Genomic DNA, 21,818 nt, shown 5'->3' on the forward strand with positions numbered 1-21,818 from the left:
TGTATTACCTCAATTTCAGCGTAGCGAGACCGACCAGCACCAAGATCACCGTAATGATCCAGAAGCGCACGATTACCCGAGGTTCGGGCCAGCCTTTGAGTTCGAAATGGTGATGGATCGGCGCCATGCGGAAGACCCGCTTACCGGTCAGCTTGAAAGAGGCCACCTGGATGATCACTGACAGGGTTTCCATCACGAATACGCCACCCATGATGAACAGCACGACTTCCTGTCGAACGACCACCGCAATGGTTCCCAGCGCGGCACCGAGCGCCAAAGCGCCGACATCGCCCATGAATACTTGCGCCGGGTAGGTGTTGAACCAGAGAAAGCCGAGTCCGGCACCGATCAGCGCCCCACAGAACACGATCAGCTCACCCGCGCCGGGGATGTAGGGAATCAGCAGATAGTCGGCGAAGTTCACGTTGCCGGACAGATAGCAGAAGATGCCGAGCGCGCCTCCGACCATCACCGTAGGCATGATCGCCAGGCCGTCGAGCCCATCGGTGAGATTGACCGCGTTGCTGGAGCCGACTATGACGAAGTAGGTCAGCACCACGAAGCCGATTCCCAACGGAATCTCAATGTTTTTCAGCAGCGGCAGGATCAAAGTGGTCTCGACCGGCGTCTGCGCTGTCAGATAAAGGAAGATTGCGGCGCCGAGACCGAATACCGATTGCCAGAAATACTTCCAGCGGCTCGGCAGACCACGCGAGTTCTTCTCGATCACCTTGCGGTAGTCATCAACCCAACCGATCGCGCCGAACAGCAGCGTGACGGCAAGTACCACCCATACATAGCGGTTAGCCAGATCGGCCCAGAGCAAAGTGCTGATGGCAATGGCGCTGAGGATCAGAGCACCGCCCATGGTTGGCGTTCCGGATTTGGACAGGTGCGTTTGCGGACCGTCAGTCCGTACGGCCTGGCCGATCTGGCGCAGCTGCAGCGTGCGGATCAGCCACGGTCCCATCCACAGCGAGAGGACCAGCGCCGTCAGTACGCCGAGAATTCCACGCAGCGACAGGTACTGGAAGACCGCGAAGCCCGTGTGGAATCGTTGCAGATACTCGGCGAGTAGCAGCAGCATCAGTGTTTCTCCATGCCGGACGCGGAAAGCGCTGCGACGACCTTGTCCATCGCGGCGCTCCGTGATCCCTTGATCAAAATGGTGGTGGCGTTGCCCTGCTCCAGCCGCAGCGCTTCGATCAGGCTTTGCTGATCGGCGAAGTGACGGCCTCCGGCTCCAAAGGCAGTGACGGCGTGCGTCATCAACGGCCCAACCGCAAACAAGGCGCTGACCTTGCCGACGGCGTAACTGCCCACCTCGCGATGCCCCTGTTCAGCCCAATCACCCAGCTCGCCCATGTCGCCCAGCGCCAGCACGGTGCGTCCGGCAAAGCCGGCCAGCACGTCGATGGCCGCGCAAATGGAGGCCGGATTGGCGTTATAGGTGTCATCGATGAGGCGTACGCCATTGCCGAGCATCTGCGCGACGCCTCGGCCTTTGACTGGCTGCAGATTTTCGAGTCCTTCAACGATGTGCTCGCACGTGACCCCCAGCGCATGCGCCGCGGCTGCAGCGGCAAGCGCATTGGCCACACTGTGGCGGCCGAGCAAGTTGAGCTGGATACGCACGGACCCGGATGGGCCGGCCAGGACGAAGTTCGGGCAACCACGCTGATCATAGGCAATCGAAGCGGGATGGAAATCAGCCAGCGGACTCTGTATCGCGAAACTCACCACACGCTTGCCCGCCGCCCTCCGCTCCCAGGTCGGATAGGCGCGATCGTCGCGATTGAGCACCGCGACGCCATTGACGTCGAGCCCGTCGAGTATCTCGCCCTTGGCCTCGATGATTTTCTCAGGCCCGCCGAACTCGCCCACATGCGCAGTGCCGGCATTGGTAATCAAGCTGACATCCGGCTGCGTCAGGCTGACGGTATAGGCGATCTCTCCAACACGCGACGCACCCAGTTCGATAACCGCAGCCTTGTGCTGGGGAGCCAGTTCCAGCAGCGTCAGCGGAGCGCCAAGATCGTTGTTGAGATTGCCGCGGGTGGCCAATACCGCATCGGCACCAAAGGCCGCGCGCAGAATGCTGGCGAGCAGCTCCTTGACGCTGGTCTTGCCACTGGAACCGGTGATCGCGGCGACCGGGCCAGCAAACCCGGCACGGTTCAGTGCGCCTAATTGGCCCAACGCTATGCGGCTATCCGCGACGACCAACTGGGGCAATGCAACACTCTCCACATGCCGCTCGACCAAGGCGGCAACGGCCCCTTTGGCCGCGACTTCGGCCAGGTAGGCATGACCGTCGAAACGAGGACCGGTCAAGGCCACGAACAACTGTCCCGGCTCAATGGCGCGGCTGTCGGTGCTAACCGAACTGAACGCCACATTGGCATCGATCAATTTGGCCGATAGCGGCTCGATCAGGTCACTCAGGCGCATGGCTTCAAGCATCGGACCCCCTCCAGGCAGCCAAGGCAATCGAGGCCTGGTCGAGATCGGAGAACGGCAGGCGCTCACCCTTGATCTCCTGATAATCCTCATGCCCCTTGCCGGCCAGCAGCACGACGTCGTCCATTGCACTGTGAGCAATGCACTTGGCAATCGCTTCGGCGCGACCGGGAATAAAGGTGGCGCGTTCGGGATCGCTGAAGCCGGCACGAATCTCGTCGAGGATCTGCAATGGATCTTCGTTGCGCGGATTGTCATCGGTCACCACGATGCGATCAGCCAACCGTTCGGCCACATCGGCCATCAGTGCTCGCTTGCCGCGGTCACGATCGCCGCCACAGCCAAACAGGCATAGCAATTTGCCCCGGGCATGCGGACGCAGGGCATCGAGTACTTTTTCCAAAGCATCGGGCGTATGGGCGTAATCAACCACCACCAAGGGGCGGTCGCCGCCACCAAGACATTGCATACGACCGACGGGCCCGTGAATTTCCGGCAGCACGGCGAGAATCTCATCCAGCGGGTAGTTCATTCCCAGCAGAGCGCCCACCGCTGCGAGCAGGTTGCTCACGTTGAAGCGACCCAGCAACGGGCTACGCAGAGAGCGTTCACCTTGAGGGGTAACCAGACGGGCACGAATGCCGTTATCGTCCAGCTGCGCTTCCGGGCAATAAAGGTAGGCGGAGGCGTCGTCCAGGCTGTAGGTGATGAGCCGCGACTCCGAACGCTCTGCCGCAAGAGCACGCCCGACGGAATCATCCAGGTTGACCACTCGGCAGCTGAGCCCAGGCATCTTGAACAACTGAGCCTTGACCGCCGCGTAGGCTTCCATGGAGCCGTGATAATCCAGGTGGTCGCGAGACAGATTGGTGAAGACAGCCACATCGAACGCCAAGGCGGCAACCCGCCCCTGCGCCAAGCCATGGGACGAGACCTCCATCGCTACGGCTCGCGCGCCCTGCTTGCGCAGGTTGGCCAGGTTCGCCTGTACGCCGATGGCGTCGGGAGTGGTGTGCTGGCCAAGCACCAGCTCGCCATAGAAGCCAGTGCCAAGGGTGCCAATGATGCCGCAACGCTCGCCCAGACGATCCAGGGCCTGGGCTATCAGGTAGGTCACACTGGTCTTGCCGTTGGTGCCGGTGACACCCACCAGATGCAGGCTGCGGCTTGGCTCTCCATAGAATCGTCCAGCAATGGCGGAGAGCTGCTCCGCCAAGTGACGGACCGGCACCAGCACGGCACTCGCCGCGCTCATTTCAGTAGCGCCTTCGGCTTCGTAGGCGATCGCCGCCGCGCCACGGGAAATCGCATCAGCAATGTGCACGCGGCCGTCTTGCTGGTGACCGGGCACAGCCAGAAAAAGATCGCCGGGGCGCACCTTGCGACTGTCCAAGGTCAACTCGCGAATGAGAGTACCGCTCGCAGCCTGGGGGAGTAGCTGATTCAGGGGCATAGGCATCAGATCCGCCCTCCCTTCGTCTTGGCCGTCTCGGCCGTCTGGATTTCTTCCGGAGGAGGCAGGTTGTCAGGCGCGATGTTCATCAAACGCAGCGCGCCGGACATCACACGGCTGAACACCGGAGCAGATACCAGACCGCCGTAATAACCGCTCTTGCTTGGCTCATCGATGACCACCGCAACAGCAATGCGTGGATCTTTCATAGGCCCGAAACCGGCGAACATCGAACGATAGGCATTTTCCTGATAGCCCCGACTGCTGGCAGAGGCCTTACGCGCGGTGCCGCTCTTGCCGGCCACGTGATAACCCGGCACTTGGGCGCGAAAGACGCCACGCGGAGCCTCGATGACTTCCTGAAGCATGCCTTGGATGGTTTCGGCCACCTCAGGCGAGATCACTTCGGCGCCTTCGGGCTGCCGATCCACGCGCGTGAGCGACATTGGCACCAGGCGGCCATCGTTGGCCAGCGTGCTGTAAGCGTGCGCCAGCTGCACGGCAGTTACCGAGAGGCCATAACCATAGGAAAGCGTGGCGGTCTCCGCCTGTCGCCATTCCCGGTAGCTGGGTAGGTTGCCGACTCGTTCACCGGGAAAACCCAGGCCAGTGTCCTGGCCAAAGCCGACCTTGCGCATGACTTCATGAATCGCCGTACCGCCAATATCGAAGGCAACTTTGCTCATGCCGACGTTGGAAGAATTGATCAGGATGCCGGTCAGGCTCAGCTCACGACCTTCGGTTCTGGAGACGTCGCGAATGGTATAGCGCCCGATGCGCAACGATCCTGGCCAGACCTCGACGACATCGCTGGGCTTCCAACGGCCCGTTTCGAGGGCCGCGCTCATGGAAATAGGTTTCATGGTCGAACCCGGCTCGAACAAGTCAGTCATTGCCCGATTACGCATGGCGTCCGGCTGAAGGTTGCGGCGATTGTTCGGGTTGTAGGTCGGCTGGTTGACCATGGCCAGCACTTCCCCCGTCTTTACGTCGAGCATGACCAAGCTGCCCGCCTTGGCGCCGAACTCCAGCAACGCATTGCGTAGCTCTCGGTGCGCCAGGTACTGCAGACGCAGGTCGATGGACAGCGCCAGAGCCTTGCCGGCCTTGGCGTTTTTGACTACCTGTACGTCCTTGATCAGCCGCCCACGGCGGTCCTTGAGGACTTGGCGCTTACCAGGGACACCCGCCAGCCACTCGTCATACGCCAGTTCCAGCCCTTCACGACCACGGTCATCAATGTCAGTGAATCCAACCACCTGAGCCGCAACCTCTCCAGCCGGGTAGAAACGGCGAAACTCTTCTTGTGAATAGACACCAGGTATTTTCAGATCCAACACACGCTGGCCCTGCTCTGGCGTCAACCCACGCACCAGATAGATGAACTCGCGCTCGGCTTGGTCCTTGAGACGCTGCTGAAGAGATGCCGGCTCCTGCCCAAGGGCCTCAGCCAGCTCTGCCCAGCGCCCTTGAGCGGCCTGGAGCTCGCGCGGATTAGCCCAGAGCGTGGTTACCGGCGTACTCACAGCCAGGGGCTCACCATGACGATCGGTAATCAGCCCGCGATGCGCTGGAATGGGAATATGCCGCACACTGCGGGCGTCGCCTTGGGTTTTCAAGAAACCATGGTCGACTACCTGCAGATCGACGATTCGCCACGCGATGACACCAACCATCAGCGTCAACAAGGCGAGAACGATACGAAAACGCCAAGGATAGAGCGCCCCTTCAAGCCTCATCATGGCGCCACCAACCTGACTTCAGCCGCTGCCGGGATTTGCATCTTCAACTGATCGGCGGCCAATGTCTCGATGCGGCTGTGAGCCGTCCAAGTGCTCTGCTCCAGAATCAGACGGCCCCATTCAGCCTGCGCCTTGTCGCGCACGCTGAGTTCGCCATACAACTCATTGAGCAGCTGGCGATTCCAGTGCGCACTATAGGAGACAGCTATCGCCGACAGCAGAACGGCAATAAACAGCACCAGCATCAGCAGGCTGCCGTTGGGCATGGCGCGCCGGAGCTGGTTCACCGCAACTTCTCCGCGACGCGCATCACGGCACTGCGTGAGCGTGGATTGGCCTTGACCTCTTCGGGTGACGCATATTGCGGCTTGCCCAGCAACTTCAGGCGTGGCACGAATTTCTCGGGAATGATCGGCAAATCACGCGGCAGACTATCGGCCTCACCCTTGGCATGACGACGCATGAATTGCTTAACGATGCGGTCTTCGAGCGAATGAAAGCTGATCACGACCAGCCGACCGCCAACTTCGAGTGCCTCGAGCGCAGCCTCAAGCCCCGCCTCCAGATCGCCCAGCTCGTTGTTGATGAAAATGCGCAGACCCTGGAATGCACGAGTCGCCGGGTTCTTGCCTTTTTCCCAGGCAGGATTGGCGACGGTGAGCACCTGAGCGAGATCGGCCGTGCGCTCGAAGGGCCGTTCGACACGACGCTGTACCACAGCACGCGCCATGCGCTTGGCGAAACGCTCCTCGCCGTACTCCTTGAGTACCCGGGCGATATCGTCCTCGCTGGCCGTGGCGATCCACTCGGCGGCGCTAATCCCGCGACTGGGATCCATGCGCATGTCCAAAGGACCATCATTGAGAAAACTGAAGCCGCGCTCGGGATCATCTAGTTGCGGTGAAGACACACCGAGATCCAGCAGTACACCGCTGATGGTGCCGGTCCAGCCACGCTGTGCAACCTCGGCGCCGAGCTCGGCGAAACTTCTTTGCACAACGACAAAGCGGCCATCCTCGGCCGCCAGTGCTTGCCCCGTAGCGATTGCTAGCGGGTCCTTGTCAAAGCCCAGCAAACAACCATCAGGCCCAAGCTGCCGCAATAACAGGCGGCTATGCCCTCCACGCCCGAAGGTACCGTCCAGATAGCGGCCATTCGCGCGCACAGCGAGCGCCGCAACGGCCTCGTCGAGCAACACGGTCACATGGTTATAGCTGCTGGTCTGGTTCACAGGATTAAGTCGCGCAATTCTTCCGGCAAGCCGCCGGGTTGTTTAATGGCCGCCAGGTCCGCATCTGCTTGCGCGTTCCAGTCGTCCTCGTTCCACAGGCTGAACTTGTTCAGCTGACCAACCAACATGGCCCGTTTGTCCAAGCCCGCGTATTCCCGCAAACGCGGCGGCACCAACACCCGGCCGCTGCCATCCATTTCCAGATCCACCGCGTTACCGATCAGCAAACGCTGCAACCGCCGACTTTCCTCTCGCAGCGAAGGAAGTTCGCGGAGTTTGGCTTCGATCTGCTCCCATTCTGGAAGTGGATATATACAGAGGCAGCGATCAACGGCGTCGATGGTGATGATCAGCTGGCCTTCGCAGCGCGAAACGAGCTCGTCACGATACCGGCTGGGCATAGCTAGCCGCCCTTTGGTATCGAGACTGATGGCGTTTGCTCCGCGAAACACGGCTCGCTCCCCTTGACTAGCTATTCATATCCATAATTACCCACTTCATTCCACTTTCCGCCACTTCTGCGCACTATAGAAACGCAGCAGCCCCACCGTCAAGGTGAGCCTGACGGGAAAAACCCTTATGGGACGGTAATTTAGCGAGCAAATAGGAGATAAACGGCAACGCGGAGCGCAGACAGAGAAGACATATTCAAGCGAGCCAAAAGGCTGCATCACAAAGTTAAAGTACTTTGTTAAGAGCAAGAATATTTTGGACTAAAAAGACGGGGGCATTGCGGAAGGGTCGGAGAGTCGATCTGTAAGCCGGGTTCTGTCGAGGACAGTCATTCCTCTACGACAGCCATCACTGACTGCCTCTAGCAACCTACCCGGATCCAGCGCGGGCCACGCCAATGGATCCCTATTTGGTCTTGCTCCAAGTGGGGTTTACCTAGCCACGGACTGTTGCCAGCCGTGCGGTGCGCTCTTACCGCACCTTTTCACCCTTACCGGCGCCGAAGCGCTTAGGCGGTTATTTTCTGTGGCACTTTCCGTAGGCTCACGCCTCCCAGGCGTTACCTGGCACTTCGCCCTATGGAGCCCGGACTTTCCTCCCTCCCTTTTCGTTGAACAAAAAGAGACAGCGACTGTCCGATCGACTCTCCGACCGCCAGGGTACTTTGCCGCGCCCACGCCTGCAAGCTGATAGCTACCCAAGGCCTGCTTGCCGTCACGGCAACTTCGTTTCATTCGCGCTCTTGTCTTGCAATGCAAGCTGGTACAGCAGGTTCTTTCTGACTCCCGTTATCTCCGCAGCAACAGCCGCCGCTCGCTTGACGGGCAGCTCTGCCAACAACAAATGCAACACTCTGCGCGCGTTTGCGTCGATAGCATCGTCGCCCTGTGGCGCCTGCCACCCTCCAACCACGAGTACGCATTCACCGCGCTGCTGATTACTGTCGGACTCCACCCAATTACGCAACTCACCCAGCGGCAGCCCCTTCAAGGTCTCGAATGTCTTGGTCAACTCCCGCCCCAACACAGCGGGACGGTCCGGCCCGAATACCGTCGCCAAGTCGCCCAGCGTGTCAAGGATACGATGCGGCGCTTCGTAGAAGATCAACGTGCGCGACTCCTCCCGCAAATGCTCCAGGCGCGCCTGACGCGCGGCCTGCTTGGCAGGCAGAAACCCCTCGAAGATGAAGCGATCGGAAGGCAGACCTGCAGCGCAGAGCGCTGTAATGAGCGCACAGGCCCCAGGTAGCGGAACGACTCTTATACCCGCCGAGCGCGCCTGCCTGACCAGGTGGTAGCCCGGATCGGATATCAACGGCGTGCCAGCATCGGAAATAAGCGCCACGTCCTCCCCTGCCAGAAGCCGCCTGATGAAGCGGCCGCCTTCGTCCCGCTCATTGTGCTCATGACATGCTGCCAGCGGGGTAGTGATACCGAAGTGCTGCAGTAGCCGGGCCGAGTGACGGGTGTCTTCTGCTGCGATCAGCCCCACCTCGCCGAGCACGCGCAGCGCCCGTGCACTGACATCCTCAAGATTGCCGATTGGCGTGGCGACGACATAGAGCGTGCCTGCAGCGGAATTCACATCACCTGGCGCAGTCACAGGGCATACCTCAATTTATGAAAACGCGCATTGTAGCCCGTTTAGCCGCCATGACATCGCAGCCCCGACGGTGCTTGGGTACAATCCACGAACACTCGCCCAGCGCCTCTAGGATCAATTACATGATGGCTCGCTTTCGCCCGCTTCTGTTCTTATGCATTGCCGCCTTACTCTCAGCCTGTGCCAGCTCACCGTCTTCGACGCTGGGCGAGCTGCCTCGGACCCCGCAGGCATCAACGCAACAAATGCTGGAAGAGGCCGATGCCAGCGACCCAGCCAAGGCCGCCTTATTGCGATTGTCAGCTGCCGACCAGAGCATGCAACAGGGCAACCAGGCACAGGCTCGGCAGATACTCGAGCAGGTCGCTATCGAGCAATTGAAGCCGGCCCAGCAGATGTTCGCCAAAACCCTGGAAGCAGAACTGGCACTGGCCGGCAACGAACCACAGCGCGCCCTCCAAGCCTTGCAACACCCAGCCTTCGAGCGCCTCGCAGAACTGCCTGTGGAACAGCAATTGCGCACCCAGCTGGCGCGCGCGCAAGCACTCGAAGCCAATGACCAGCCCCTCGATGCAGCACGCGAGCGCACCTTCATCGCACCACTACTGAGCGGCGAAGCAGCCGAGCGGAATCATGAAGCGATCTGGTCGCTCGTATCGAGCCTGCCAGACGATGAATTACAGCCAACCGCGGACACTGATCTTTCCGGCTGGTTATCGTTGGCAGCAACGGTGAAGCAGGCCGGTACCCTTGGCCAGCAACAACGCGCGATCGACGCCTGGATACAGCAAAACCCCAACCACCCAGCCGCGCGACGCTTGCCGGAATCATTGGTAAAGCTTCGAGAACTGGCAGACAAACCCCTTTCGCACGTGGCACTGCTACTGCCCATGGACGGTCCTCTGGCCAGCGTAGCGCGCGCGTTACGTGACGGATTTCTTGCCGCTCACCTCGCGGCACGGCACGACCTGAAAATCGAGCTGTTCGACAGCACCCGCCTTTCCTCACTGGATGATTTCTACCAACAGGCGGCGGCCTCTGGCGTCGAGCTGGTCATCGGCCCACTGGAAAAGGATATGGTCCGTCAGTTGGCCAACCGCGAACAGCTACCGATAACCACCCTCGCCCTCAACTACAGCGATGCAGACCAAAAGACCCCACCTCAGCTGTTCCAGTTCGGCCTGGCTGCGGAAGACGAAGCGCGCGAAGTGGCACGTCGAGCCTGGGCCGATGGGCACCGTCGCGCGGTAGCCCTGACGCCTCGCGGCGATTGGGGCAATAGAGTGCTCCAAGCCTTTCGCCAAGAATGGCAGGACCTGGGTGGAACAGTCGTCGCCGCAGAGTCTCTCGCTGAGCCGATCGAATTGGCTAATCAGATAGCCGACCTACTGCAAGTTCGCAGCAGAGAGGGCAACGAGTCGCAGCCATCACGTAGTCAGGACATTGACTTCCTGTTCCTCGCTGCAACGCCGCAGCAAGCACAGCAGGTCAGGCCCACGTTAATATTCCAATACGCTGGCGACCTACCCGTCTATGCGACTTCGCACCTGCACGCGGCCACCGACAACCGCACCCAATATCTCGATCTCGAAGGCATTCGATTCACCGAAACGCCCTGGCTGCTCAACCCTCAACTTCCTCTTCGCCAGGAAATCGAGCGCAAATGGCCGCAAGCCCGCAGCAGCCTAGGCAGGCTGTACGCCATGGGAGCCGACGCCTATCTGCTGGCGCCGAGCCTGAACCAGCTCCTGGTATTGCCTGAGACGCAACTCGACGGACTGTCCGGCACGCTCAGCATCACTCCCGAGCAGCGAATCGAGCGACGCCTTCCATGGGCCGAATTCCACGACGGCCAGGTCCAACGGCTAGCGGACACGCCCGATTGAGGACCAGCAAACAGATCAGCGGACAGCTCGCCGAGGATCTCGCGCAGCGTCATCTACAAACTCATGGACTGCGCCTGCTGCATAGAAACTGGACATGCCGTAGCGGCGAGCTTGATCTGGTCATGCTCGATGGCGATACAGTAGTATTCGTCGAGGTTCGCTACCGACGCCATGCCGCATGGGGCGGTGCGCTGCAAAGCGTTGACCTGCGCAAACAGCAGAAGCTGATCAAGGCAGCTCAGCTATTCCTGCTAAAGGAGAGCCACTGGGCGAGACACCCCTGTCGTTTTGACGTAGTCGCCATAGAGGCGACCACCGGCACCGCAGAACAGCCCAACTGGATCCGAAATGCGTTCGATAGCTAGACCAGGATCACTTTCGCAGCGCTCGGCGACCCTCCTCTGTCCTCAAGATTTTCTACGGCGCGGCCCAGCAGCCCAGCCCGTTACCTGAAGGTTAAACACCGATGGATATGCAATCCCGTATACGTCAGCTTTTCCAGGCCAGCATCGAGACCAAGCAGAACGCCATGGAGGTGCTGGCGCCCAGCATCGAGCAGGCCGGACAAGTCATGGTCAATACGCTGCTCAGCGAAGGCAAGATCCTAACCTGCGGCAACGGCGGGTCGGCCGGCGACGCTCAGCATTTTTCTTCGGAGTTGCTCAACCGTTTCGAGCGGGAGCGCCCAAGCCTACCCGCGATCGCGCTGACGACAGACAGCTCAACGCTGACCTCAATCGCCAATGACTATAGCTACAACGAAGTCTTTTCCAAGCAGATCCGGGCGCTGGGTCAGCCTGGCGATGTGCTGCTGGCGATCTCCACCAGTGGCAACTCCGCCAACGTGATCCAAGCCATACAGGCCGCTCATGACCGTGAGATGGTTGTGGTCGCACTCACCGGCCGTGACGGCGGCGGCATGGCCTCACTGCTACTGCCTGAAGACGTCGAGATACGCGTGCCGGCGAAAGTGACCGCACGCATACAGGAAGTCCACCTACTGACCATCCATTGCCTATGCGATCTGATAGACAATCAACTGTTCGGGAGCGAAGAATGATTCCGGTTCACCTGCACGCGCTCACGCTTGCACTATGCCTGGCCGCCACTGGCTGCAGCTCGGTACTCACGGCCACCCGCGATGACCCCATCAACGACAACCGGGGAACCCGCACCATAGGCAGCACCATCGATGATTCCCTCATCGAAACGAAAGCATCCGTTAATATCGCCAAGGCCCATCCGGATCTGGGCCAGGCGTCGCATATCATAGTCGCCAGCTATAACGGGGTCGTGCTGTTGGCCGGTCAGACGCCGCGTCAAGAGCTGAAGCAACTGGCCGAACAGGCCGCCAGCTCAGTGCAGCGCGTTAAACGTGTACACAACGAGCTTCAGGTGCTCAAGCCCTCATCTGCCCTGGCTCGCAGCAATGATTCTTGGCTGACCACCAAAATCAAAACGCAGATGCTCGCCGACGCAAGCGTCCCCGGCTCACGCATCAAAGTCATTACCGAGAACGGTATCGTCTATCTGCTGGGTCTCGTCACCCGCCAGGAAGGCAATCGTGCCACGAGCGTGGTGCAAGGCGTTTCCGGCGTGCAACGCATTGTTAAGCTGTTTGAATACATCGATTAAGAGGCGCCTCAAGGCCTCAATCCAGCCAGAGCGGAACCAACGAACCGCCTGCCGGCTGAATTGAGGCTCGCCGCTACTTCACGACTTTCAGGCTTGGACGTCCTGCCGAAGCAGGACGCGGCGATGCCTCACTTGAAGCAGCGGGCGAGTCGTCAGCGGGCGTACCGTCGTCAGGCGGAGTGGGCTCGATCTCAAACACCATTCCCTGCCCGTTTTCCCGCGCATAGATCGCCATGACAGCCGCAGATGGAACATGCAGGCTGTGGGGAACCCCACCGAAGCGACCTTCGAAACTGATCGATTGGTTGTCCATCTGCAGATGACGGACCGCGCTTGGCGCTACGTTCAGCACAATCTGACCATCACTGGCAAAACCATCGGGCACCCTAACGCCCGGATGCTCGACATTGACCAACAAATGCGGCGTGCAGTCATTGTCGACGATCCACTCATACAGCGCCCGAACCAGATAAGGACGGCTTGAAGTCATATACAGCCCCTCTTAGCGCATGCCGCGCTCAACGGCGGATAGACTGACCTGGAAGGCCTCGCGAGCAAAATTGGTCTCCATGTAATCGAGCAGCGGTTTCGCCGGCCGCGGCAGCTCTATTCCGAGTTTGGGCAAACGCCAAAGAATAGGCAACAGACAGCAATCTACCAAACTGATCTCATCACTCATGAAGAACGCCTTTTCGGCGAAGACAGGCGATACACCTGTAAGACTCTCGCGCAACTCCTTACGCGCCTGGATCCGCGCCGCATCGGGAGTACGTCGATCAGCGATCCGATCAACCAGCGCACACCAGTCCCGCTGAACCCTATGCACCAGCAGCCGAGTATTAGCCCTGGCCACCGGATACACTGGAAGCAACGGAGGGTGCGGATAACGCTCCTCCAAATACTCGGTGATCACGCTTGGCTCATACAGAGCCAGGTCACGATCCACCAGCGTCGGCACGCTGGCGTAGGGATTTACCTCGGTCAATCTGACCGGACAACGCGCCGGGTCGACATCGATTATCTCGACGCTGACGCCCTTCTCGGCCAGGACATAGCGCACACGGTGCGAATAATGGTCGGCGGGATCGGAATAACAGGCCAACCGATTGGTAGCGGCCATTGGGTCCCTCCTCATTGGAATTATGACGCTGCAGAAAAAAACACGCGCCCATAAGGGCGCGCGCAGGGTACCGCAAAACGGCGTGGGATCAGTGAACGTCTTTCCAGTATTCACGCTTCAGCAGGTAGGCGAATACGAAGAAGAACGCCAGGAACAGCAGCACATAGGTACCGATGCGCTGGCTTTCCAGCTTGACCGGATTGGCCGAGTAGGCCAGGAAGGTCACCAGGTTCTTGATCTTCTCGTCGTACTCCGCCTCGGTCAGCTCACCAGTGCCTGGCACTATCGTCATCGCATGACAATCTTCATGCGTGATCGGCGTCCCGGTCAGCGGATCGAATTGCTTGCGTCCGTCTTCGACGACCTGAACCTGCTTACATGCTACCGACTCACCTTCCGGCAGCTTGCTCGGCAGCACTTGACGGCCCTGCAGCGGCGCCAGCACATGCGGCATGCCTACGTTAGGGAACACGGTGTTGTTCACTCCATAAGGACGTGTAGGATCCTCATAGAAGCTGCGCAGGTATGTGTACAACCAGTCGTTTCCACGCACGCGCGCCACCAGGGTCAGATCTGGAGGGGCCGCCCCGAACCAGGTCTTCGCATCTTCCGGCTTCATGCCGATCTTCATGTGATCGCCGATCTTGGCATCACTGAAAACGATGTTATCGAGCATGACTTCTTCTGGAATACCCAAGTCCGTCGCCACGCGCTCATAACGCTGGTACTGGGCGCTGTGACAACCCATGCAATAGTTGGCGAACGTTTTCAGGCCATCTTGCAGGGCCACCTTGTCGGTCAGGTCGATGTCGACCTTATCCAGGTGTACGCCACCACCAGCGGCGAACCCGAACGCTGGCACCAGCGCAAGAATTAATGCAGCAAATTGCTTTTTCATCAGCCATCCACCCTTTGCGGAACTACTTTGGTCTTCTCGAGCTTGGTGTAGAACGGCATCAGGATGAAGTAACCGAAGTAGATAGCAGTACAGATCCGAGATACCAACGTGCGCTCAGGCGTAGGAGAAAGCACACCTAGCACGCCAAGGATGACGAAGGAAATACAGAACAACACTAGCGCGATCTTGCTCATCCAGCCCTTGTAGCGCATGGACTTGACCGGGCTACGGTCCAACCAAGGCAGCACGAACAGAACAGCGATTGCAGCACCCATGGCGATAACGCCAAGTAGTTTGTCCGGCACCGCCCGAAGGATTGCGTAGTAAGGCGTGAAGTACCAAACCGGCGCAATGTGCTCAGGAGTCTTAAACGCGTTCGCCACTTCGAAGTTCGGCTTCTCAAGGAAATAGCCGCCCATCTCCGGGAAAAAGAACACGATGGCGCAGAAGACGAAGAGGAACACCACTACACCCACGATGTCCTTCACCGTGTAGTACGGATGGAAGGGGATACCATCAAGCGGTACGCCAGCCTCGTCCTTTGACTTCTTGATGTCGACACCCATCGGGTTGTTCGAACCCACTTCGTGCAAAGCCAGGATATGCAGAACGACCAAACCGAGAATAACGATCGGCAGCGCGATGACGTGCAGCGCGAAGAAGCGGTTCAACGTGATACCTGAAATCAGGTAATCACCGCGAATCCACTGGGTTAGGTCACCACCGATGACCGGTATCGCACCGAACAAGGAGATGATCACCTGAGCGCCCCAGTACGACATCTGCCCCCATGGCAGCAAGTAGCCCATAAAGGCTTCAGCCATCAACGCCAGATAGATCATCATGCCGAAGATCCACACCAGCTCACGAGGTTTCTGATATGAGCCGTACAGAATGCCGCGGAACATATGCAGATATACGACGACGAAGAACGCAGAAGCGCCAGTGGAGTGCAGATAGCGGATTATCCAGCCGTACTCGACGTCCCGCATGATGTATTCGACAGAAGCGAATGCCCCCTCAGCGGAGGGCTCGAAACTCATTGTCAGCCAGATACCGGTAAGGATCTGATTGACTAGCACCAACAAGGCCAGCGAGCCAAAGAAGTACAGAACGTTGAAGTTCTTCGGTGCGTAGTACTTGCTCAGATGGTCTTCCCACATCTTGGTCGCGGGGAAGCGCGCATCGACCCATTCCATGAACTTGCTCATCACGCGTTCTCCTGATCCACGCCGATGACCACCAAAGAGTCGGTCTCGTACGAATGAGGGGGAACCGGCAGGTTCAAGGGAGCAGGTTGCCCCTTGTAGACGCGGCCAGCCATGTCATATTTCGAACCATGGCAAGGGCAGAAGTAGCCCCCAAGCCAATCTGCACCCAAATCGGGCGCCGCTACTTCAGGACGGAAGGACGGAGAGCAACCAAGATGCGTGCACAATCCAACCAGAATTAGCACCTCCGGCTTGATCGAGCGCACCACCGGATCCACGTACGCCGGCTGCTCGGATGCTTCGGACTTCGGATCAGCGACCGTATCGGTGAGCTTGTCCAGATTGGCCAGGGCCTCCTCGGTACGACGCACAATGAACACCGGCTGACCACGCCACTCGGCAACCATCTGCTGGCCTGGCTCGATCTTGCTGATATTTACCTTAACCGGTGCACCGGCTGCCTTGGCCTTGGCACTCGGGAACCACGATCCCACGAACGGGACCGCGGCACCCACCGCTCCTGCAGCTCCTACTACCGAAGTAGCGGCTACGAGGAAGCGACGCCGGCCAGCATTCACGCCGTCATTGCTCATTCAGTCGTCTCCCATCAGTTTCTTATGGCCTACCGAAAGCAGGCGTCTACTACGTAAAACAGCCGCGAAAAAATTCGCCAAATGGTAAAGAAAAGCCCCTCGCATGACAAGGTAATAACCGGATACACCCCAGCGCTAAGCCCCGAAAACAGGGGCTTCCTAAACGCGACACGCTGTCGCACGGATAAAAACCAGCCCATAAAAAAACGCCCAGCTTCGAATAAAGCTGGGCGTTTTTTTGTGAAGCGGGATTAGCGCTTCGAGTACTGCGGACGCTTACGCGCCTTACGCAGACCAACCTTCTTACGTTCAACTTCGCGAGCATCGCGAGTAACGAAGCCAGCCTTGCGCAGAGCAGGACGCAGTGTCTCGTCATATTCCATCAGGGCACGAGTGATACCGTGACGGATCGCACCCGCCTGACCGCTCACTCCACCACCGAGAACAGTGACATAGATATCGAACTTCTCGACAGTCTCGGTCAGTTCCAGAGGCTGACGAACCACCATGCGAGCGGTTTCACGCCCGAAGAAGTTATCCAGCTCGCGGTTGTTGATGGAAATCTTGCCAGTACCCGGGCGCAGGAATACGCGCGCGGTTGCAGTCTTGCGACGGCCGGTGCCGTAGTTTTGAGTCGCCGACATAATGAACTATTCCGTTAAATCTTCAGTTCTTGGGGCTGCTGAGCGGTATGCGGGTGATTGGCACCCTTGTACACCTTCAGCTTACGATACATGTCGCGACCCAGCGGGTTCTTAGGCAGCATGCCCTTGACCGCGGTCTCGATCACACGCTCTGGCGCCTTGGCGATCAGCTTCTCGAAGTTGATCGACTTGATGCCACCCGGGAAACCGGAGTGAGAGTAGTACATCTTGTCGGTGGTCTTCGCACCGGTAACACGCACTTGCTCGGCGTTGATAACGACGATGTAATCACCGGTATCGACGTGAGGGGTGTATTCCGCCTTGTGCTTGCCACGCAGGCGGCTAGCGATTTCGGTTGCCAGACGACCCAGGGTCTGGCCGGCAGCGTCGACGACGAACCAGTCGCGCTTGACGGTTTCCGGTTTAGCAGTAAAAGTCTTCATTCGTTATAGCCTCAGGGGCCGCCCTGAAAATAAGACGGCGAATCTTACTGAATGGTGCTCGCCCTGGCAAGGCCAGGACAGCCGGAAACAGACGCTATCGGGGGCTCGGGTCAGCGCGTCCGCTACGGCAGTGTTCGGTAGGCTAGGCATCCCCTACCTTGGTTTTGCGTCAGCGGGCTAGGCATCCCCGGCGACAGGCTGCGGAATTATCCGGATTACCAGCGAAATAGCAAGCACGATGAACGATGAATCGTCCAAGGATTTCGCCTCCACCGCCGCGAGGGCATAATCAAGCGCCACGCTCGGCTCTAGGCATGGCCGAAACGAAACTTCTCGACCTGTCTCACAATCCGATCCTCAACCCCAACTTACGAAGGATATTGCATGGAACGGCGCCAACTCGGCCGCACTGAATTGAAAGTCAGCTCGCTGTGCCTGGGCAGCATGACCTGGGGCGAGCAAAATAATCAGGATCAGGCGTTCGCGCAGCTTGATCGCGCCAAGGCCGCAGGCATCAACTTCATCGATACCGCCGAAATGTATCCGGTGCCACCGCGCGCGGAGACCTACGCCACTACAGAGCGCTACATCGGCAACTACTTTAAGGCCCGTGGAAACCGTGCGGACTGGATACTGGCCAGCAAAATTGCCGGGCCTGGCAACGGTATCAGCCACATCCGTGACGGCCAGTTGAAAATGAACCGCAAGCATATTGTCGCAGCGCTGGACGCGAGCCTGCAGCGCCTGCAGACGGACTGGATCGACCTATATCAATTGCATTGGCCGGAACGCACCACCAACTTCTTCGGCCAGCTCGGCTACCGTCACCAAGAGCAGGATTTTACGCCGTTCGAGGAAACCCTTGAGGCGCTCGATGAGCAGGTAAAGGCTGGAAAAATCCGCCACATCGGGCTCTCGAACGAAACCCCATGGGGCACCATGAAGTTTTTGCAGCTTGCAGAATCCAGAGGCTGGCCGCGCGCCGTTTCCATCCAGAATCCTTATAACCTTCTCAACCGATCCTTCGAGGTCGGCCTGGCCGAAATCGCCATTCGCGAGCAGTGTGGTCTGCTGGCGTATTCACCGCTAGCCTTCGGCATGCTCAGTGGCAAATACGAGCAAGGAGCGCGGCCGGCCGGCGCGCGAATCACGCTGTTCAGCCGCTTTGCACGTTACCTAAATCCCCAGGCGCAAACGGCCTGCTCTCGCTATGTAGCGCTGGCACGGCAACATAACCTGGATCCGGCCCAGATGGCCTTGGCATACGTGACCCAGCAGCCCTTCGTTACCAGTAATATCATTGGCGCCACTTCACTCGAACAGCTGGATAGCAACATCGCGAGCATTGAGCTGCGACTGCCAGTCGAGATACTCGAAGCCATAGAAGCTATTCACACCGAGCAACCCAACCCCGCCCCTTGAGTAACCCCGGAGCAACCGGTCGCATGTAGTGCGGAGGTCGAAATAGCGCCCGCAGCGGCGCCACCATGACCACCGGAGTCAACCCCGCCGCGAGGAGACTTGAAGATGATCGCCGCAGAACTGCTCGCCTCCTCCAGCTTATTGCTAGGCTGGTTGCTCTATGGAGCCGGATTGGCCCTGGCCTGCCTGCGGGCACCCTGGGTGGAGCTGTTCAGCGACAGCCGTCGTCAGCATCTGTTGTTCGGCGCGATATTGGCGATCTTCCTGCTTTGGCTGGTTCGCCGGGACTTCGACTCCGGGCTGTCCTTCCATTTCATAGGATTGACAGCCGTTACGCTGCTACTAGACTGGCCACTGGCAATTCTGGCCGCTTTTGTCGCCCAGCTTGGCCTGACCATAACCGGCCACCAACAGCTCGAAGCCCTCGGCCTGAACGGCGTACTGCTCGTGCTGATACCGGTTACGGTGACAGAGCTCTGTGCGATTGCAGTCGAACGCACTCAGCCGCGCAACCTCTTCGTCTACATCTTCTTTTCCGGATTCTTTGCAGCCGGCCTCGCGGCGCTTCTCTGCATACTGGCCGGATTGGGGGTTCTGCTGGCTGACGGTCGCTACCCGATGCCACCCTGGTTGGACGACTTCGCAGGCTATATCTGGCTGGTGATGTTTCCCGAGGCGTTCATCAATGGAACCGTCGTTAGCGCACTGGTCGTGTTCTATCCAGATTGGATGGAAACGTTCAATCGCAGCCGCTATTTGCAGGCGCCCTGGAAGGACGACAACAACAAACAGGCTTGAGCTGACCAGATACTGCAACCAGCCAAAATGGCAACCCGCCCTGCCAGGCGCCTCGCTCAGTGTTGGCGCGGCGGCTTATCCTCGGAAAACAAATCATCTTCAAGGTCATTGCCTGGAATCGCATGCTCTTCCGAAGCCCAGGCGCCGAGATCGATCAATTTGCAGCGCTCCGAACAGAACGGCCGACTCGGGCTTTTCACGCTCCACTCAACCGGCGCGCCACAAGTCGGGCATTCGACAACCGTACTACTCATTCCTGACCTCCTCGTAGCGTCAGATAGAAATTATGCAGACGCTCCACCTCGTTTCTTAACCACGCCATATCGCGATCGTTGACCAGCACATCGTCGGCGTGCTGCAAGCGCTCTTCGCGACTGGCTTGGACCTTGAGAATGGCCCGAATCTGCGCCTCGCTGGACTGATCACGCCGGACAGCACGCTCCAACTGCAATGCTTCAGGCACGTCGACCAGCAGCACGCGATCGACCTGGCGATACTGACCGGACTCCACCAGTAGCGGAGAGACCATGATGGCGTAAGGAGAGGTGGCCCGCGCGAGATGCTCAGCGACTTCCTGACGAATCAGCGGATGCAGTAGCGCCTCAAGCCACTTGCGTTGTTCCGGCTCGCGGAACACCAGCTCACGCAGCACTGCCCGGTCCAGACTGCCATCAGCGGCCAGAACGGTCTCGCCAAAACGTCCGGCGATCTCCCTCAGCGCAGGTCTGCCGGGCTCAACGACCCAGCGCGCAGCCTGATCGGCATCGACCCAATGCACGCCGAGCCTGCCGAACTCGTCCACCACAGCGCTCTTGCCGCTGCCAATGCCCCCCGTTAAACCAAGCACCCAAGGCTTCATCACGTACCGCCCAAACCCGGAAAACGACGCGCAGTAGTAACGCCTGAAAAGCGAGGATGCAAGCGCAAGGGCCACACATGCCCGATTCAGCGACCAACATCGGCCCACCTCGGGGCGATGCTTCTGGCTTTGTGGGGAACTTGCCCCGGAGCGAAGCTCTTTGGCTTTCTGGTGGGGGCCCGCCCTCGGGGCGAAGCCTTTGGCTTTATTGTGGGAGGCCCGACCCAGGACGAAGCCCTGGGCTGCGCACCGGCAGAAAACCCGCTTTCGCCGCGGGGCGCGCCTCCTACGAAAAGCAGGTCTGCGCGACTCCAGGGCAAAGCTTGTGTCTTTCCTGTGGGAGGCCCACCCTAGGGGTGAAGCTTTTGCGTCCTTGTGGGAGGCCCGACCCGGGGCGAAGCTCTGAACTGCGCACCGGCAGAAAACCCGCTTTCGCCGCGGGGGGCGCACCCCGCGAAAAGCAGTGGGCGCGGGACTTGATTTCGTTTTGTAGGATATCCGCCCTCAGAGCCTGGCGAACTGCAGATAGCTCGATGTGATCTGGTCGCCCCATAGCAACGCGATCCAGCCGGCAATAGCCAGATAGGGGCCGAAGGGAATCGCCGTGCCGATATCGGCCTTCTGCATACGCAGCATGATGGTCCCCAGCACCGCGCCCACCACGGACGACAGCAGAATGGTCAACGGCAGTACCTGCCAGCCGCCCCAGGCTCCCAGCATGGCCAGCAACTTGAAGTCCCCGTAGCCCATGCCCTCCTTGCCGGTCACCAGCTTGAACAACCAGTACACCGACCACAGGCTGAGATACCCGGCAATCGCCCCCCAAAGCGCGTCAGGCAACGTAGCGAACAGCCCGAACTGATTGACGATCAACCCCATCCAAAGCAGCGGCAGCACGATGGAATCAGGCAGCAGCTGGTGATCGACGTCGATCATGCTCATCGCCAGCAACCCCCAGGTCAACAGCAACATCGCACCAGCCTGCCAGGAAAAACCGAAGTGCCAGGCGACATAGGCGGACAACAGCCCACAGAGCAGTTCGATAAGCGGGTAGCGTCTACTGATTGGTGCCCTGCACGAGGAGCATTTGCCGCGCAGCGCCAGCCAACTCACCAACGGGATGTTCTCCCACGGACGAATCTCGTGATCGCAATGGGGGCAATGGGAATTTGGAAGGATCAGATTAAACGTCGTGGATGACTCGGCAGGTAAATCAAGAAACTCTCGAGCCTGAGCGCGCCAATCTCGCTGCATCATGATCGGCAGGCGATGGATCACCACATTCAGAAAGCTGCCGACTAACAGACCCAGCACAAGCGCGCATAAAACAAAGGCCAGCGTGTTGCTGGCCAGAACGTCGAAAATCAT

General features: G+C 59.2%; 24 protein-coding genes and 1 other RNA gene. 6 read left to right on the forward strand and 19 right to left on the reverse strand.

The annotated features are described in order from the left end of the window. Positions 1-4: 4 nt before the first annotated feature. From mraY to rsmI, 9 genes are all read right to left on the reverse strand, one after another. Positions 5-1,087, reverse strand: a complete 1,083-nt coding sequence (gene mraY / locus UF78_RS17305; RefSeq protein ID WP_045163464.1) for a phospho-N-acetylmuramoyl-pentapeptide-transferase — start codon at positions 1,085-1,087, stop codon at positions 5-7. Continuing rightward, positions 1,087-2,463, reverse strand: a complete 1,377-nt coding sequence (locus tag UF78_RS17310; protein WP_045163465.1) for a UDP-N-acetylmuramoyl-tripeptide--D-alanyl-D-alanine ligase — start codon at positions 2,461-2,463, stop codon at positions 1,087-1,089. The genes mraY and UF78_RS17310 overlap by 1 nt, the downstream gene beginning before the upstream one ends. Continuing rightward, complete coding sequence (locus tag UF78_RS17315) at positions 2,456-3,919, reverse strand: UDP-N-acetylmuramoyl-L-alanyl-D-glutamate--2,6-diaminopimelate ligase (RefSeq protein WP_045163466.1); 1,464 nt, start codon at positions 3,917-3,919, stop codon at positions 2,456-2,458. The genes UF78_RS17310 and UF78_RS17315 overlap by 8 nt, the downstream gene beginning before the upstream one ends. Then, positions 3,919-5,655, reverse strand: coding sequence for a peptidoglycan D,D-transpeptidase FtsI family protein (locus UF78_RS17320; RefSeq protein ID WP_045163467.1), 1,737 nt, complete (start codon positions 5,653-5,655; stop codon positions 3,919-3,921). Before UF78_RS17320 ends, UF78_RS17315 begins: the two co-directional genes overlap by 1 nt. After that, positions 5,652-5,921: a cell division protein FtsL gene (gene ftsL, locus UF78_RS17325; protein WP_275589464.1), complete on the reverse strand. Its 270-nt coding sequence runs from the start codon at positions 5,919-5,921 to the stop codon at positions 5,652-5,654. The genes UF78_RS17320 and ftsL overlap by 4 nt, the downstream gene beginning before the upstream one ends. Before the next feature lie 17 nt (positions 5,922-5,938). Continuing rightward, positions 5,939-6,886 carry a 16S rRNA (cytosine(1402)-N(4))-methyltransferase RsmH gene (gene rsmH, locus UF78_RS17330; RefSeq protein ID WP_045163469.1) on the reverse strand — a complete coding sequence of 316 codons (948 nt, stop codon included), beginning with the start codon at positions 6,884-6,886 and terminating at the stop codon, positions 5,939-5,941. Beyond that, the gene (mraZ, locus tag UF78_RS17335; RefSeq protein ID WP_045163470.1) at positions 6,883-7,338 is read right to left on the reverse strand and encodes a division/cell wall cluster transcriptional repressor MraZ; all 456 of its coding nucleotides are present in this window, start codon (positions 7,336-7,338) and stop codon (positions 6,883-6,885) included. The genes rsmH and mraZ overlap by 4 nt, the downstream gene beginning before the upstream one ends. 289 nt (positions 7,339-7,627) lie before the next feature. Continuing rightward, an RNA gene (gene rnpB / locus UF78_RS22470) (RNase P RNA component class A) lies at positions 7,628-7,986 on the reverse strand. A 67-nt stretch (positions 7,987-8,053) separates the two neighbouring features. Further along, positions 8,054-8,941: a 16S rRNA (cytidine(1402)-2'-O)-methyltransferase gene (gene rsmI / locus UF78_RS17340; protein ID WP_045163471.1), complete on the reverse strand. Its 888-nt coding sequence runs from the start codon at positions 8,939-8,941 to the stop codon at positions 8,054-8,056. Positions 8,942-9,063: 122 nt separating this feature from the next. Between rsmI and UF78_RS17345 the strand changes: the two genes are divergently transcribed. The 4 genes from UF78_RS17345 (at position 9,064) to UF78_RS17360 (ending at position 12,462) form a co-directional block, all read left to right on the forward strand. After that, positions 9,064-10,827 (forward strand): penicillin-binding protein activator, encoded by a 1,764-nt coding sequence (locus UF78_RS17345; protein WP_196298691.1) that lies wholly within the window; start codon positions 9,064-9,066, stop codon positions 10,825-10,827. Next, positions 10,773-11,192, forward strand: a complete 420-nt coding sequence (locus UF78_RS17350; RefSeq protein ID WP_080890653.1) for a YraN family protein — start codon at positions 10,773-10,775, stop codon at positions 11,190-11,192. The genes UF78_RS17345 and UF78_RS17350 overlap by 55 nt, the downstream gene beginning before the upstream one ends. A gap of 101 nt (positions 11,193-11,293) precedes the next feature. Further along, positions 11,294-11,887 (forward strand): phosphoheptose isomerase, encoded by a 594-nt coding sequence (locus tag UF78_RS17355; protein WP_025242888.1) that lies wholly within the window; start codon positions 11,294-11,296, stop codon positions 11,885-11,887. Next, on the forward strand, positions 11,884-12,462 hold the full coding sequence (locus UF78_RS17360; RefSeq protein WP_045163473.1) for a BON domain-containing protein: 579 nt from the start codon (positions 11,884-11,886) through the stop codon (positions 12,460-12,462). Before UF78_RS17355 ends, UF78_RS17360 begins: the two co-directional genes overlap by 4 nt. A gap of 73 nt (positions 12,463-12,535) precedes the next feature. On the opposite strand, the gene UF78_RS17365 is transcribed toward UF78_RS17360, so the two are convergent. From UF78_RS17365 to rplM, 7 genes are all read right to left on the reverse strand, one after another. Next, on the reverse strand, positions 12,536-12,952 hold the full coding sequence (locus UF78_RS17365) for a ClpXP protease specificity-enhancing factor (RefSeq protein ID WP_045163474.1): 417 nt from the start codon (positions 12,950-12,952) through the stop codon (positions 12,536-12,538). Between the two features lie 12 nt (positions 12,953-12,964). Beyond that, a complete protein-coding gene (locus UF78_RS17370; protein ID WP_045163475.1) occupies positions 12,965-13,582 on the reverse strand; it encodes a glutathione S-transferase N-terminal domain-containing protein in 618 nt (205 codons plus the stop codon). A gap of 88 nt (positions 13,583-13,670) precedes the next feature. Further along, positions 13,671-14,480: a cytochrome c1 gene (locus UF78_RS17375; RefSeq protein WP_045163476.1), complete on the reverse strand. Its 810-nt coding sequence runs from the start codon at positions 14,478-14,480 to the stop codon at positions 13,671-13,673. After that, positions 14,480-15,691: a cytochrome b gene (locus UF78_RS17380; RefSeq protein ID WP_045163477.1), complete on the reverse strand. Its 1,212-nt coding sequence runs from the start codon at positions 15,689-15,691 to the stop codon at positions 14,480-14,482. Before UF78_RS17380 ends, UF78_RS17375 begins: the two co-directional genes overlap by 1 nt. Further along, positions 15,691-16,284: a ubiquinol-cytochrome c reductase iron-sulfur subunit gene (petA, locus tag UF78_RS17385; RefSeq protein WP_045163478.1), complete on the reverse strand. Its 594-nt coding sequence runs from the start codon at positions 16,282-16,284 to the stop codon at positions 15,691-15,693. The genes UF78_RS17380 and petA overlap by 1 nt, the downstream gene beginning before the upstream one ends. A 251-nt stretch (positions 16,285-16,535) precedes the next feature. After that, entirely contained in the window at positions 16,536-16,928 is a 393-nt protein-coding gene (gene rpsI, locus UF78_RS17390; RefSeq protein ID WP_021209313.1) for a 30S ribosomal protein S9, read from the reverse strand. A gap of 14 nt (positions 16,929-16,942) precedes the next feature. After that, positions 16,943-17,371 carry a 50S ribosomal protein L13 gene (gene rplM / locus UF78_RS17395; RefSeq protein ID WP_019342644.1) on the reverse strand — a complete coding sequence of 143 codons (429 nt, stop codon included), beginning with the start codon at positions 17,369-17,371 and terminating at the stop codon, positions 16,943-16,945. Positions 17,372-17,755: 384 nt separating this feature from the next. Here rplM and UF78_RS17400 point away from each other — a divergent pair, with 384 nt between their 5' ends. Next, positions 17,756-18,793, forward strand: a complete 1,038-nt coding sequence (locus tag UF78_RS17400) for an NADP(H)-dependent aldo-keto reductase (protein WP_045163479.1) — start codon at positions 17,756-17,758, stop codon at positions 18,791-18,793. A 105-nt stretch (positions 18,794-18,898) separates the two neighbouring features. Beyond that, a complete protein-coding gene (locus UF78_RS17405; protein WP_045163480.1) occupies positions 18,899-19,591 on the forward strand; it encodes an energy-coupling factor ABC transporter permease in 693 nt (230 codons plus the stop codon). 56 nt (positions 19,592-19,647) lie between these two features. Here the strand turns inward: UF78_RS17405 and yacG are convergent, their stop codons facing one another. The 3 genes from yacG to UF78_RS17420 all read right to left on the reverse strand — a co-directional run bounded on the left by yacG (position 19,648) and on the right by UF78_RS17420 (position 21,818). Then, the gene (gene yacG / locus UF78_RS17410; RefSeq protein ID WP_045163481.1) at positions 19,648-19,845 is read right to left on the reverse strand and encodes a DNA gyrase inhibitor YacG; all 198 of its coding nucleotides are present in this window, start codon (positions 19,843-19,845) and stop codon (positions 19,648-19,650) included. After that, the gene (gene coaE, locus UF78_RS17415; protein WP_045163482.1) at positions 19,842-20,450 is read right to left on the reverse strand and encodes a dephospho-CoA kinase; all 609 of its coding nucleotides are present in this window, start codon (positions 20,448-20,450) and stop codon (positions 19,842-19,844) included. The genes yacG and coaE overlap by 4 nt, the downstream gene beginning before the upstream one ends. A gap of 504 nt (positions 20,451-20,954) precedes the next feature. Next, positions 20,955-21,818, reverse strand: coding sequence for a prepilin peptidase (locus UF78_RS17420; protein ID WP_423831485.1), 864 nt, complete (start codon positions 21,816-21,818; stop codon positions 20,955-20,957).

Origin of the sequence: Stutzerimonas stutzeri, assembly GCF_000952685.1 — a bacterium.
GTDB classification, from domain to species: Bacteria; Pseudomonadota; Gammaproteobacteria; order Pseudomonadales; family Pseudomonadaceae; genus Stutzerimonas; species Stutzerimonas stutzeri_E.

Bases quoted from the DNA above. Each gene is read 5' to 3' on its own strand.
- mraY (WP_045163464.1), bottom strand. From the start codon at position 1,087: ATGCTGCTGCTACTCGCCGAGTATCTGCAACGATTCCACACGGGCTTC.
- UF78_RS17310 (WP_045163465.1), bottom strand. From the start codon at position 2,463: ATGCTTGAAGCCATGCGCCTGAGTGACCTGATCGAGCCGCTATCGGCC.
- UF78_RS17315 (WP_045163466.1), bottom strand. From the start codon at position 3,919: ATGCCTATGCCCCTGAATCAGCTACTCCCCCAGGCTGCGAGCGGTACT.
- UF78_RS17320 (WP_045163467.1), bottom strand. From the start codon at position 5,655: ATGATGAGGCTTGAAGGGGCGCTCTATCCTTGGCGTTTTCGTATCGTT.
- ftsL (WP_275589464.1), bottom strand. From the start codon at position 5,921: ATGCCCAACGGCAGCCTGCTGATGCTGGTGCTGTTTATTGCCGTTCTG.
- UF78_RS17345 (WP_196298691.1), top strand. From the start codon at position 9,064: ATGATGGCTCGCTTTCGCCCGCTTCTGTTCTTATGCATTGCCGCCTTA.
- UF78_RS17350 (WP_080890653.1), top strand. From the start codon at position 10,773: ATGGGCCGAATTCCACGACGGCCAGGTCCAACGGCTAGCGGACACGCC.
- UF78_RS17355 (WP_025242888.1), top strand. From the start codon at position 11,294: ATGGATATGCAATCCCGTATACGTCAGCTTTTCCAGGCCAGCATCGAG.
- UF78_RS17360 (WP_045163473.1), top strand. From the start codon at position 11,884: ATGATTCCGGTTCACCTGCACGCGCTCACGCTTGCACTATGCCTGGCC.
- UF78_RS17365 (WP_045163474.1), bottom strand. From the start codon at position 12,952: ATGACTTCAAGCCGTCCTTATCTGGTTCGGGCGCTGTATGAGTGGATC.
- UF78_RS17370 (WP_045163475.1), bottom strand. From the start codon at position 13,582: ATGGCCGCTACCAATCGGTTGGCCTGTTATTCCGATCCCGCCGACCAT.
- UF78_RS17375 (WP_045163476.1), bottom strand. From the start codon at position 14,480: ATGAAAAAGCAATTTGCTGCATTAATTCTTGCGCTGGTGCCAGCGTTC.
- UF78_RS17380 (WP_045163477.1), bottom strand. From the start codon at position 15,691: ATGAGCAAGTTCATGGAATGGGTCGATGCGCGCTTCCCCGCGACCAAG.
- petA (WP_045163478.1), bottom strand. From the start codon at position 16,284: ATGAGCAATGACGGCGTGAATGCTGGCCGGCGTCGCTTCCTCGTAGCC.
- rpsI (WP_021209313.1), bottom strand. From the start codon at position 16,928: ATGTCGGCGACTCAAAACTACGGCACCGGCCGTCGCAAGACTGCAACC.
- rplM (WP_019342644.1), bottom strand. From the start codon at position 17,371: ATGAAGACTTTTACTGCTAAACCGGAAACCGTCAAGCGCGACTGGTTC.
- UF78_RS17400 (WP_045163479.1), top strand. From the start codon at position 17,756: ATGGAACGGCGCCAACTCGGCCGCACTGAATTGAAAGTCAGCTCGCTG.
- UF78_RS17405 (WP_045163480.1), top strand. From the start codon at position 18,899: ATGATCGCCGCAGAACTGCTCGCCTCCTCCAGCTTATTGCTAGGCTGG.
- yacG (WP_045163481.1), bottom strand. From the start codon at position 19,845: ATGAGTAGTACGGTTGTCGAATGCCCGACTTGTGGCGCGCCGGTTGAG.
- coaE (WP_045163482.1), bottom strand. From the start codon at position 20,450: ATGAAGCCTTGGGTGCTTGGTTTAACGGGGGGCATTGGCAGCGGCAAG.
- UF78_RS17420 (WP_423831485.1), bottom strand. From the start codon at position 21,818: ATGATTTTCGACGTTCTGGCCAGCAACACGCTGGCCTTTGTTTTATGC.